Origin of the sequence: Eisenbergiella sp. OF01-20, assembly GCF_003478085.1 — a bacterium.
Taxonomy (GTDB): domain Bacteria; phylum Bacillota; class Clostridia; order Lachnospirales; family Lachnospiraceae; genus Eisenbergiella.
In genome coordinates this window covers 24,641-37,453 of sequence record NZ_QUES01000053.1, presented here as the reverse complement: position 1 = coordinate 37,453, position 12,813 = coordinate 24,641, and the positions used below count along the sequence as shown (strand labels likewise).

General features: G+C 49.6%; 10 protein-coding genes, 1 pseudogene and 1 CRISPR repeat array. Of the genes and pseudogenes, 1 reads left to right on the top strand and 10 read right to left on the bottom strand.

From position 1 onward, the window contains the following. The 3 genes and pseudogenes from DXA36_RS30605 to DXA36_RS30595 all read right to left on the bottom strand — a co-directional run. A pseudogene (locus DXA36_RS30605) lies at positions 1 to 223 on the bottom strand (hypothetical protein); the annotation flags it as partial. 27 nt (positions 224 to 250) lie between these two features. Further along, on the bottom strand, positions 251 to 2,134 hold the full coding sequence (locus DXA36_RS30600) for a GH39 family glycosyl hydrolase (RefSeq protein ID WP_118683072.1): 1,884 nt from the start codon (positions 2,132 to 2,134) through the stop codon (positions 251 to 253). Positions 2,135 to 2,149: 15 nt separating this feature from the next. After that, entirely contained in the window at positions 2,150 to 2,389 is a 240-nt protein-coding gene (locus DXA36_RS30595) for a helix-turn-helix domain-containing protein (RefSeq protein WP_118683071.1), read from the bottom strand. 238 nt (positions 2,390 to 2,627) lie between these two features. Here DXA36_RS30595 and DXA36_RS30590 point away from each other — a divergent pair, with 238 nt between their 5' ends. Further along, positions 2,628 to 3,020, top strand: a complete 393-nt coding sequence (locus DXA36_RS30590; protein WP_118683069.1) for a helix-turn-helix domain-containing protein — start codon at positions 2,628 to 2,630, stop codon at positions 3,018 to 3,020. Positions 3,021 to 3,160: 140 nt separating this feature from the next. Here the strand turns inward: DXA36_RS30590 and DXA36_RS30585 are convergent, their stop codons facing one another. From DXA36_RS30585 to DXA36_RS30555, 7 genes are all read right to left on the bottom strand, one after another. After that, positions 3,161 to 3,727 (bottom strand): HD domain-containing protein, encoded by a 567-nt coding sequence (locus DXA36_RS30585; RefSeq protein WP_118683067.1) that lies wholly within the window; start codon positions 3,725 to 3,727, stop codon positions 3,161 to 3,163. 111 nt (positions 3,728 to 3,838) lie between these two features. Beyond that, positions 3,839 to 5,188, bottom strand: a complete 1,350-nt coding sequence (gene aspS / locus DXA36_RS30580) for an aspartate--tRNA(Asn) ligase (RefSeq protein WP_118683076.1) — start codon at positions 5,186 to 5,188, stop codon at positions 3,839 to 3,841. 634 nt (positions 5,189 to 5,822) lie between these two features. Beyond that, complete coding sequence (locus DXA36_RS30575; protein WP_118683065.1) at positions 5,823 to 6,404, bottom strand: DUF6434 domain-containing protein; 582 nt, start codon at positions 6,402 to 6,404, stop codon at positions 5,823 to 5,825. A gap of 102 nt (positions 6,405 to 6,506) precedes the next feature. Beyond that, a CRISPR array of direct repeats spans positions 6,507 to 7,053; the repeat unit is 31 nt; unit sequence ATTTCAATCCACACGGCCCGCAAGCCGTGAC. Between the two features lie 223 nt (positions 7,054 to 7,276). Continuing rightward, complete coding sequence (locus DXA36_RS30570) at positions 7,277 to 8,617, bottom strand: sulfatase-like hydrolase/transferase (protein WP_182479336.1); 1,341 nt, start codon at positions 8,615 to 8,617, stop codon at positions 7,277 to 7,279. Between the two features lie 94 nt (positions 8,618 to 8,711). Beyond that, positions 8,712 to 10,778, bottom strand: a complete 2,067-nt coding sequence (locus DXA36_RS30565; RefSeq protein WP_118683062.1) for an alginate lyase family protein — start codon at positions 10,776 to 10,778, stop codon at positions 8,712 to 8,714. Between the two features lie 110 nt (positions 10,779 to 10,888). Beyond that, a complete protein-coding gene (locus tag DXA36_RS30560; protein ID WP_118683060.1) occupies positions 10,889 to 11,722 on the bottom strand; it encodes a carbohydrate ABC transporter permease in 834 nt (277 codons plus the stop codon). Between the two features lie 81 nt (positions 11,723 to 11,803). Further along, positions 11,804 to 12,709, bottom strand: a complete 906-nt coding sequence (locus DXA36_RS30555) for a carbohydrate ABC transporter permease (protein ID WP_118683058.1) — start codon at positions 12,707 to 12,709, stop codon at positions 11,804 to 11,806. Positions 12,710 to 12,813 lie beyond the last annotated feature (104 nt).

The window sequence follows — 12,813 nt, the reverse complement described above, 5'->3', positions numbered from 1 at the left end:
TGGCCGTCACCTTTACCGGCTCCTCATATTTTCCGAAGGGATCCCCTTTTTCTGCCGGGGCCTTAGCATCCTGCGCCGTCTCCGCCTGTACCGTCTCTGTCTGTGCGGTATCAGGAGCCGTATTATCTCCGGCGGTTCCTCCGCTTGCGCAGCCCGCCTGGGATAATACCAGAAGCGCCGACATAGCCAGTGCCAGTACCGATTTCATTTTTCTGTTTTTCATAAAACCCTCTCCTTTTCTTACCTTTATTTAATCCAGCAGGCTGCTGAAGGCCCTGGACACAGGCGCAGCCAGCTGAACGGTCTCTCTGTAATTATCCGTGGCATCTGCGGCCAGGAAGGACAACAGGCCTTCTCCTTTCCAATCCGCCGGTGCATATCTGCCCAAATCCAGGATCCCCTCCACCTCTTCCGCCAGATAATCGGCGGGCCGTTTTGTCCCCCTGCTGAAATTCGCATTGAAATATCCTGCGTCTCCGGAATACTCCGCTTCCGCGGAATGCTTTGCTTCCATGGAATGCTTTTCCTGTACACCCCCGCCAAACTGGACGGCTTTTACGTATTCCGAGGTATAATAATCCATACGTACAGCCAGGTTCGCTTCCCCTGACAGCCTCGTTCTTTTCACGGTAAGTTTGCCGCCCGCTCCCTGTATTTTCAGGGATACGATTGTGAGCCTGCCTCCGCAGCCGTTGGCTCCCAGATACACGCGCCCGCTGTCGGAATCGTATTCCGCATAGCACCGTTTCCACCTGTCCGGATAATAATGCAGTGTCTGGCGGATCCGGAGGCCCGGATTTATGACCATTTTCCCCGGGCCGGCCGTATTCCCTTCCACATACAGCACATCGGAGATACCGAGCTGAATACCGGCAAGACTGGCTTTCCCTCCTCTTACAGGAAGGCACATATTCTTCTGAAGCCTGAGACCGGGATCCTGCGTCAGCCCGTCCAGGAACCGTGCATCCACAATGCATACGTCCGCCTGGTCAAACACAGCAGGAATTCCACAGATATCTTCCGTCAGTTCCATCACTTCCTCCGACTTATTCCAAACTACTGCGGCAAAACGCTGTTCATCCACAGAAGCCATGCAGCCCAGCCTGTCATCACAGCAGCATGCCGCCCGGCCTGCGGGCATTCTTGCATAAAGCTCAAAAGCGAAATAGCCCGGCCGCAGCCTTCCAAGATGATCCGTCAGTCCCAGGGCATCCACGCCGGAATCCAGCATCTGCGCCCAATGTACCAGCTCTACATCCGTTTCCTCCAGAAAGTCCTCCATCATCGTAAAAATCTGAGGCAGCAGGGCCTGCTGTTCCAGAATGGTTTTCCGATAAGGCCATGGAGGCGGTACGGTATTCATTTCATTTACATGGATACCCGCATGGTTAAAGTATTCTCTCCCCGCCAATACTCCCCGCATGAGACGGAGACGGTCCAGGTATATCTTTTCCCGGAATCCATAGGTGTGGAATGAAAAAAAGTCCAGCGGCAGCTCCTTTTTCTGTATGTAATCCAAAAAGCGGGACGCATTGACCCTGCATTCATACGGAGGAAGGACAAACGCCTCCGCCGGTCCGCCCACCAGGGCATCCGGATCCCCCTCCCGGATCCCCAAAGCCCCATACTCATACAACAAATGGTAATCCTCGGGCCCTCCGTCAAAAAAAGCGCCCGGGTTTACCGGCTCATTATAGATTTCCTGGTAGCCTAACGGGCAGCCCATCTGTCTGTAATGGCCTGAAAAATTTCTCATTATTTCCCGGTACTTCTCCCAGTCTGCCGGAATACTGCGGAAATTTCCTCCCTCCGGCTGCACCGGCCGGGGGACGTAGCACCAGGAGTAATAAGGTGATACCCCATTATCCCTAAGCGCTTTCACAAGACGGTCCGATTTCTCCCAGTTGTAACGGAGTCCTTCCGGCGTTTCCTCTGCTATATCGCCAAGATCCGCAGCAGGCTCCCCGATAAATAAATCCATACGCAGCGATGGTATACGGCAGCGTCTGAACAATGCCGCATCCCTGCAGGTGCGCTCTACCGGAACCAATCCCGAATCAAACATGGCAAATTTCTTGAAAAGAGGCACACCTCCTTCTATTGCCAGGTTCACCCATACCTTTCCTTTCCCCATAACCCCTCCCCTTTCTTACCTATTACGTAAGTTGTTATCAAAAAAAATAGCACCTGCCAGTTCCGGAGAAAGCTCCAGAGCCGTTGCCAGCCCCACCATGATATCATAAGAGGGCAGGCTGCGCCCTTCCAGTATGGGTAAAAGTACCTCTTTGTTAATCCCGCTTTTCTCCGAAAGTTCCTCCGCGGAATGGATTCCTTTCCGTTCTGCCTGGTCGCGCAAGGCCTGAATATCCACTGTATACGTTTTGCTCATGTCCTTCCTCCAAAACTTACTTATTACGTAATTTATAGTATCATAGTATCTATTCTGATGTCAATTAATTCTTTCGATATCGTTCCGATTTCTTTTGAAATACATTTTCATTTTGTATTTATTTATTTCTTTTCATGCGTTTATTGCTTTTTACGTAAGTTTATGGTATAGTAATTATGTATTTTGGGCTTCAGCCTGATACATCGGCGCAAACGATTAACAGTAAAATGGTGATATTATGAATTCTTCTTCCAGCAGTACAAATCCCGGAAATGTTTCCTCCAACGATATAAATACGTTACTCTGTACCCGCATGAAAGAACGCAGAACCATGCTGGACCTGACTTTAAAACAAATAGCGGAGTCACTGAAAATCAGCGAAGCTACCGCACAGAGATATGAATGTGGGGAGATTAAAAATATCCCCTATGAAAAGCTCGTAATGCTGGCGGAGGTTCTCCACTGTACTCCTTCCTACCTTTTGGGCTGGGAATGCCTGAAGGATCTCCCTCCCGAAGCAGAACGGGTTCTTGATTATTATTACAGGCTGAATCCCGAAGGGAAAAGAGAAGCCGAAAAACAGCTGGATAACCTGACGCTCATTCCCAAATATACGAGAACAGATACCTGACCCAAAAGAGACAGAAACGGCAAACCGTTTTCTGTCTCTTTTTGATCCTATAATTATATTATCCCTCACACCCTCCGCGGGCAGAAGGGCCTGCCTCCTGCAGTCCGGCTTATTTTTCATCTTTGGAACGGAAGCGTATCCTATCCATTTTCCTCCATACGCCTTCTGGTATCCGCATCGATTCTTTCTCTCAGATGGAGAAGTTTTTCATCTCCTACAAAGTACGTTTTCCCATATTCCAGATTAAAACCATAGTCAAAATCCGGCGGATTCTTTCCCTGGTTATGCTGAAGGATGGTCTCCGCCTTGTCCAGGGCTTTTATCAGTCTGGCTTCCGGGGTCGTTTCGTCATTGTATTCCTTCCAAAGCTTCAGGAAATGACTTTTCTGCGGTTCCGGAAGACAGGAAAAAGCCCTGTTGACTCCTTCCTCCTCCATCCGGTATTTCTCTCCGGGATCGGGAAGCAGCGCTGCCGAGATATCGCCTTCGTACAACTCTCCCATATCATGAAGGAGAGCTGTCTCCAGCAGCTTAAGCCGATCCAGCCGCGGGTATTCCCATGCCACTGTCATAGCTGCCAGGGCCAGACGCCAGGTATGCTCCGCCGTACTTTCCTGCCTTCCCCGGCTGCTCCAGGCCGTACGGAGCACATTTTTCAGCCCCTCTGCCTCCCTGATAAAATCCAGACAATTATCCATTCTTTCCATTTTCTCTCCTGTCTGTGCGGACACCGCACCTTTTGCCGGAACCGTTTTTTCCGGTCTGCATTTTCAAAGACCCCCTAGGTTCCATCCGGCCAGTAATTGGAGTAACACGCTCTAGGGCATCACCCTGTGAATGTCTCTGGGAAACATAGCCGCCTGCCGGACATTATCCATCTCCAGAAGCCGGGCGGTAAAACGTTCCAGCCCGAGTCCCAGGCCGCCGTGAGGAGGCATTCCCGCCTTATGGATCCACAAATAGCTTTTAAAAAGGGAGGGATCCATACCCATCCGTTCCATTTTGGCAAGCTGCATCCCGTAGTCATGGATCCGCTGTCCGCCTGTGGTGACCTCCAGGCCGCGGAAAAGAAGGTCAAAGCTCAGGGTCACTTCCGGATGCTCCGTATCCTCCATGGCATAAAAGGGCCTTTTGGCCGTTGGATAGTGGGTAACAAATACAAAATCACTTCCTGTTTCTTTCTTAACAATTTCACTGAGCAGTTTTTCTTCTTCCGGCTCAAAGTCATTTTTTTCACATAAAGGCCGCTTATACCGGCCGGCAACAAGTTCCTTCGCCTCATGAAAACGGATGGAGGGAATGCTGTCCGCTTCCGGAAGCCGGACCTTAAGCAGGGAAAGCTCCGCCCCATAATGGACCTGCAGATAATCCAGGCTGTTTTTAATCATGGCGGCTTCCATTTGACAGATATCCTGAAAGCCGTTAATATATCCCATTTCAAAATCCACACTGGTATATTCGTTCAGATGCCTTGCCGTATCATGTTTTTCCGCCCGGAATACCGGTCCGATTTCAAAAACCCGTTCATAGACTCCCACCATCATCTGTTTGTAAAACTGAGGGCTTTGGGCGAGATAGGCGTCCTTGCCGAAATAATCCAGACGGAAAATATTGGCACCGCCTTCCGCTCCCTGGTATACGATTTTAGGTGTGCGGATCTCCGTAAATTCTTCCTTTTCCAGAAAAGCACGAAAGCCCCGGCAAAGCCCTTCCTGTATTTTAAAAACAGCGCGCTGTTTTTCATTCCGCAGGGTCAGGGGCCGGTAATCCAGCAGCGTTTCCAGGGATGCGTCAATCCCTTTGCCGTTAATCACAACAGGCATTTCCTCTGCAGGTTCCGAAAGTACGGTAATCCGTTTCAAATGAAGTTCCCAACCGGTTTTGGAGCGGGGTTCCTCCACCACAAGGGCATTCGCCCGGATACAGGCTTCTTCTTTTAAAAAGCCTTCCACCTGACATTTGTCACTGTCCAGCACACACTGCACCAGCCTCTTAGGCGTACGCAGGATAAGAAAAGAAAAGCCGCTCATCTTACGGATTTTATGAACGCTTCCGTGGATTGTTATTTCCCGGTTTTCCCTGTTCTCCGGCCGCTCGGCGGAAAAAAGGGAGCCTTCCGGATAAGAAGGTACGGAAATTGCCTGTATGGTTTCAAACTTTGTCATCATGAATTCGTCTCCTTGTTTTGCCCGGCTTCCGGTATCTATAAGCCTTCCGGGCATTGGAATCATCGGTTTTTGTTTGCAATTCTGTAAAAAAACCGTAAATCCATCAAGACATCGTCTTTATGTCTCATTTTACCACATCCTTTCCCTTAGGGATATCAACCGGTAAGTTCATTACAGAAACAACTCCCGTTTTTTGTAACAGTTCAGACGGCCCGCCAGTGTCCCTTCTTTTGATCAACAAAAAGAGCCCGCAATGGTAATCTAACCTACCAGTGTGGACTCTTATCCCTGATAATTTATGCCACACAGGTACAACACGGAAAGCGTTTGTACCTGCGATGCTAAAAAACTAACTGAATAGTTTCTTTTCCATCTGCTGATACAAACGCCGCCTATCGTCGTCCCTGTAACATTTACTGTTCGTAACTTCAAGCATGGCATTTGCCTTTCCGGTATGGAACGGATCCATACCTGTGAATGATTTTGTTTATAGTAGCACTGTAGTCTGGCTATGTCAACCTATTTTTATTTTCGTATTTTTATTTTCGCGGATGCAGATAAAAAAGTTTGGCTGATACTTAACTTCCATCTCAGGCAGCATTTCGGCCTACTTTTGTTATCTGACGTGTGTGATTCAGGGAACGTCCTTTAATGCCTCAAGATCTATATTTTCATAACAATTATGGCCCTGCCGCGCTTTCTTATAGTTCCAGCAGCAAATTGCCTGCTGTAGATTTTTACCCGGATTTGCTTCGAAAAAATCTCTGATATAGGTATTATACTCAAATTGTCTGTCGATAACCGTTTTCCCCTTTTTCTTTTCCTCAAGAATCCGATAATAGGCTTCAATAGCCTCTGCATAGCTTTTTCCGGTATTAGTTTTCAGCCATTTTTGAAATGCCACGGGAAAAGAAAAGCTGTTCCCGATTTTATCCCGGAAAAAAGCACGATGCTTTTCAGAGCAGACAAAATTGGGTTCAATAACCGTATTTTCCGTTATGATTCCAACGTCGTTCCTGTGTCTGGATGGCTTTTTTACATAATTTACCTTTCCTGTGTCAAGGTAAATAGCAATCCTTTCCGTTAACTCCTCTTTGCTGCCGGATGTGGGTATACCATTCTCCCTGCAAAAGGATACCAATTCTTCTTTTAAGTAGTAATAGCTGCGAAACGTGGAGCCATCCAGCTTTTGATTCAGGAGCGGGCGTTCAGACATTTTGGGTCTCCTTTTGCTTTTATGTATGCATTATTTATTTTGGTACACACAGGCGGCGAGCCGTGACAACTAACCGATGGCGATAGCGGCACATGGGTAGTGATTTCACTCCACACGGCCCGCAAGCCGTGACATGTACAAAAATGGTTGTGATTTCTCTAACAGTATTTCAATCCACACGGCCCACAAGCCGTGACATGGTCTGAGCTGAAGGCGGCGGACTTCTCGAAATTTCAATCCACACGGCCCGCAAGCCGTGACGTGGAACTTGGGTCCTTTATGCAGAGTATCAGGATTTCAATCCACACGGCCCGCAAGCCGTGACATTTCCCCGTATACCTTCGCTCTGTTGTAATGCAATTTCAATCCACACGGCCCGCAAGCCGTGACCAAAGTATTATCGTAGCATTGGCTATAATGCTAATTTCAATCCACACGGCCCGCAAGCCGTGACATCCTTATGCTGGACTGACGACCGAAGAATTAAATTTCAATCCACACGGCCCGCAAGCCGTGACAACCCGCAAAAATGGCTGATTCACGGCTTTTTCATATTTCAATCCACACGGCCCGCAAGCCGTGACGTCGCCAGTCCCGAATCCCTCCGGTACGTATTCCATTTCAATCCACACGGCCCGCAAGCCGTGACAGCAAAACATCACAACTATCGTTTATTATATCATTCTTCTATTCATTAATCTACACAAATTCCACTTCAGCACTTCCCTTTCTTAACACCATTATAACCGCATACAAACTATATTTCAAACTTTCAAGGTGCGAATCTCCCAGTAAATTCCTGTGCACTTCGGATTCGCACCTGTATAAATCCCCCTTCATGCCATTCAACCCAACACCGGATCCACCTCCTTTTATGGAAATCCTATATCTCCCCTCCGCCGTACAAAATACGCCATTATCTCTTCATATTCCGTTTCCCTGCTGAAATCTTTGTTCTCCTCCGGATCCTTTTTCAAATCAAACAGCAGCTCCGAACCGTCCTGCCCGTAATAATGATATTTCAAATCCCCTTTTTTTATCATCAGGTTGCGTCCGCCCCATTGGGATATGGTTTCGTCCGTCCAGCCGTCTTCATGGCCTTCCAGAAGGGGCACAAGGCTCCGGCTTTCCAGTCCGTCCGGTACGGGATTGCCGCTCAATTCACATAGAGTGGCATAAATATCGATCAGATTCACATTTTTACGGCACCGGTGAGGGGTAAACCGGCCCGGATACCGGATAAATAAGGGGATACGCGCGCTCCCTTCATAAAAACGCTGTTTTTCCCAGATCGAATGTTCCCCAAGCATTTCTCCATGGTCGGAGGTATACAGAATAATCCAGTCATCGGGATTTTCCCCTGCTTCTTCCAGAAAATGAAGTATCTGTCCAAACTGGAAATCCACGGTTTCCACATTGGCATAATAGGCCGCCATGGCACGTTTCACATCCCGTTCGGTTACCTCTTCCCCGATTACCAGCGGGGGACAATTGGAGCAGCGGCCCAAAAAGGGGTGCAAAGAAGGAGTCCTGTTCGCATAGGGTTCCACACGGTTCAGATAATAATCGAACAATTCCTGCCGGGCAATATAGGGATAATGGGGATTCCGGAGGCCCACATATAAAAGCAGCGGTTCCTCCCTTTTGGGCCTGTCATAGAAACTGTCCACAAAATACGAATGGATAAAATTCCGGCAGCCTTCCACTGTCAGGCGGTCTTCTTTAGCATGAACCGGATTACCGGGGCCAGCACGAAGGATTTCCTTTTTATCATCCCATTTCTGCGAAGAGTCAAACTGATAGGCCGCTCTGCTGTCTCCTGCCTGTTTCCGGTAATAACTGACCGCCACTTCCGTATCTCCGGCAATCCGGTACCGCCAGCCCTGCATTTGATCCAGGCCGAGGTGGTGAAGCTTTCCGCAAGCCGCTGTCTGGTAACCATTCTCGCTGAATATCCTTGCAAAGGTACGGTAATTAGGTTCTAAATCATCTCCAAAACGTTCCGCTTTACAGGTGCGGGGATATTGTCCCGCCGCCATACACTGCCGGGCCGGTATGCATACCGGCGACGGGGTATAGGCGTTATCAAAAACCACCGCTTCCTTTGCCAGCCGATCCAGATTCGGGGTGCGCACCACCGGATTCCGGGCAAAACCGCACACATCGTACCGGTGTTCATCACTCATGAGTATCAGGATATTCGGTTTTTTCACTTTTTTCCTGCCTTTCCTTTCTAAGAAATGTGTCCGGGACATCATCACTCTCCAGCACCGCATTGCATTACCGTAATATAAATGCAACGCTGTACTAGTATTGAAGAACTTCCCCTTCCCTGCTTTCCGGGGTAAACACCATCAGCTTTCCATAGGATTCGTATCCGCCTGCGGTAAAAATATCCACCTCGCTGATCAATTCCTGGTGGCAGGTGATCACCACATATTCCGATCCGTTTCTCACAATCCGGACAGCTTCCGCTTCCCGGGAAGAAAGCGTACGTCCGCTTCTTACCATAGACACCGGCAGCAGCCGGGCGGAAAGCTCCAGGTATTCCCCCGCCCCCGCAGCCGCCACAACGGTAAACTGGGAAGAAAAGCCGGAAGCTTCCCAGGTATTTTCCACACAGCTGCATTCCTCCAGCCGGTTATATTCTGTGGATATCTCCGCCTGAGTCACGCTGCACTCCCCTTTCAGGCAGAGCAGCTTTGCACAGACACCGGGGGAACGGTACCAGACGGTACCGTCTTTCAGCTCTGCCTTTCCCTGCTTTGCAAAATGGAAGCGGGACTGGTAACGGTGGACACCGGCGTTTCCCCGGTTTTCAGCGTCACCGGTAAAACGGCCGTTCAGGCAGGCCCCTTCATCCTGCGGCCCGCAGACATAGAAGGTATCGCACAACAGTACCAGCCCTTTTGCCAGTAAAACAGCCTTACGCACAGGAAGCACTCCCTTATCCAGATAACCCAGATGGGCACCGGACACCATTCCCATTCCGGGAAGAAAGTTGTGCTCTCCTTTCCAGGGCAGGGCCATACGGCTGTAGCCCCAGCTATCCACACACGTACAGAAATTTTCGCCGTCTATACACACCGTATTATGGGAGGAAGGGGCCTTCAGCCGTCTGCGGATCTCATTGTCCACATAGGTATACCGTCCGGCATCCACAAGGATATCCTCACCATGGGAATAGTAATCCACATGAAGCTGATCCCCGTGTCCGTGCCCGCTTCCCATACATCCGCAGTGGAATCTCAGATAATCGGATGTCCGGTCAAAACCATTTTTCAAAAAATAATTTCCGCTGTCCGTGAGCGCTGCGGACGCCCGATCCGGCTTCCGGGGAGCCAGCCCGTCATAAAAGGTTTTTTCTTCCCAGCTGAGATTCCACAGATTATCTTCCAGCAGCACCCCCTGAGCCAGATATTTCAGCCTGGCATCCTGAAAGAGCACAGCGCCCTGTGCAATCAAATCCCGGGCGTCTATATCATCACTGTCCCCATGGCAGGGCATATGCCCGTCAGGCTTGCACCAGGCTGCCAGACAGTAAACCATTTTATGTACCTTTTCCCAAAGCCGGCAAGGTACGGATATAGCAAAACGCTTCATGTGCAGAAGGCTGTCCAGGAGGCAGTACAACACCTCCCCATGGTACATGGGACTCTGTTCCCACTGGGTCCCGTCCCGGAAAACCTGGAGATGGCTTTCCTCATCCAGACGCCTTACCGCCTCCTGCGTCCACCTTTTTTCCCCGAAATAAAGCCCAAGAAGCAACAGTCCGTGGTTCTGGAGGATCCCCCAGTTGCTCAGACGGTGAAAAGGAAGATCCACCTCCAGCAGATATTTTGCATGCAGGCGCAGAGAGGCTTCCGCCTTCTCTCTGACTTCTTCCGTAAAAAGAGGACAGTTTTCAAAAAAAGCCATGCTTTTCAGCCAGAATTCAACCCGGATCCCCGCTTCCAGGCTGCGCCATGTTCCGTTCCTGCTTTCCGGGGTAAGCGGGGCCTTCTCCAGCCAGTCCTCCAGAAGGGATACATATTTGGCTCCGTATTGCAGTGCTTTGTCCCATCCCGGGCCTTCTCCTTCCCCGCAGGTATACCGCCAGGCCTTTCCCAGAATCAGGAAACAGGTATGCCGGTTCAGGGCATACAGCCATTCCGGATCCCCGAAGGGAATGGCGTCCCACTTGATTCCCTCCTCGAAAACAACCGGCTCATGGGTCCGTTCCATTTCCCAGTGTTCCCGGAACACAAAGGTATTGTCCAGGATTCGGTCCGCCTGTTCCAGGCAGGCTGCTTTTTCTCCGGGAAAATGGATCCCGCAGTATTCAACCGTTTCTTCCAGATGATCCATGCACCAAAATTTATCCAGCTTTGTCATGATTTTCTCCTCCCTCCGCTTTTAATTCCCGCGCCTGCCATAAAAGGCGCGTTGGAATCCCGGGACCGATACGGTTCCTTCTCAAACACGCCTTTCATATCAGTTATATTTTACCCCTTGATCCCGCTGGACGCAATTCCCTGGACAAAGAATTTCTGTCCGGCCAGGAAAATAAGCAGAACCGGAATCAGGGACAGCACGCTGGCTGCCATAACCAGTCCGTATTCGGTGGAATACTGGCCGATAAACATCTTAATTCCCAGCTGGATTGTCTTTTTGGCGGTACTGTTAAAATAAATCAGCGGCCCCATATAATCGTTCCAGATAGCCACGAAGCTGAAGATAGTCATTGTGGCAATGCTGGGTTTGGAAAGCGGCAGGGCGATGCGGAAATAGTTCCCGTATTCGCTCAGTCCGTCTATCCTTCCCGCCTCCAGCAGTTCATTGGGAAGGGACATGAAAAACTGTCTCATCAGGAATACTCCGAAAGCTGTAAAGCTCTGCATCAGCACATAGCCTGTGTGGGTGTCCACCAGATGGAATTTATTCATCATGCTGTACTGGGGAAGCATATAGACCTGCCAGGGAATGGCAATGGTAGCCACATAGCACAGGAACAGGATATCGCGCCCCCTGAATTTACATTTGGAAAACCCGTAAGCCGCAAAGCTGGAAGTGATAACCTGGATAACCGTTATCAGCACCGTGAGCTTGACGGTATTTAACGTAAAGGTGGCGAGGGGTATTTTACTCCATATTTTCAGGTAATTGTTCCATTGGAACACCCCTGGTATCCACCGGAAATTGGCGCTGAACACCTCCGTATTCGTCTTAAGCGAAGCGCTCAGCATCCACAGAAGGGGCATCAGTGTGGCTGCTGTCAGAAGGATTAATAAGATATAACTGATGGTTTTCACCAGCACCTGTTTATTCGCTCTTGTCATTTTCTTCCCTCACATTTCCACCGCACACAATACGGCGCTGTTCTTTTTTTATTCTACTGGCTATAGGCAACTCTAAAGGGTCTACATATAACTCACCCATTTTTTCTCCATCCTAAACTGCAGTACCGTCAGCAGCCCTAAGATGAGGAACAGAATCATGGCGGCCGCGCTGCTTTCCCCATAATTCCAGGCGATAAACGCTCTGTTGTATATGTATTGGCTCATCATGGTGGAGGCATTGCCCGGCCCGCCTTCCGTCATCAGATAGACCAGATCAAATACCTTGAAGGAATTGATTGTCAGCATCATAACTACGAAAAAAGTGCTGGGTGTCAGCATAGGAAGAGTGATGCTCCGGAAACACTGCCCGGAGCTTGCCCCGTCGATACGGGCCGCCTCATACAGAGATTCCGGGATGTCCTGAAGCGCTGCCAGGTATACAATCATAAAGTAGCCCATGTTTTTCCAGATATTGACGATGATGAGCGCGGGGATAACCCAGGCGGTGCTTGCCGTCCAGCCGGGGGGATCCGTCACTCCCAATGTGCGCAGAATGGAATTAATCGGGCCGATGTCACGGAACAGGAAATTCCATACCGCGGCCACCGCAACGGTGGATGCCACATAAGGGAAAAAAATGGCGCAGCGGAAAATGCCCTTTCCCTTCAGCTTCTGGTTCAGCAGAATTGCCAGCCCCAGGGATGCGCACATGGAAAAAAAAACGGTAAACACACTGAAATAAAGAGTTTTCCAGATAGAACCCCGGAATACCCGGTCTTTGAAGATAGCGATGAAATTATCAAGTCCCGCAAACTTCATAGGGTTGAAACCGTCCCAGTCTGCAAAACTGAGCATCAGCGAAAAGACCACCGGTATCATGACAAAAATAAAAAAACCTATGAAATTCGGCAGTATGAAGGACAGTCCCACCAGGGTATTCCTCCGGTTCAGGGACATTTTCTTTTTACTTTTACCCGATGCTGCCATACTCACACCTCATTTTCTTTTTTGAAAGGGAGACGGCCCCGTTTCCCTGCCGCCTCCCTGCATTGATTTCTTTTAACCGTTCCGTATCTTCCCCGTTACGATTC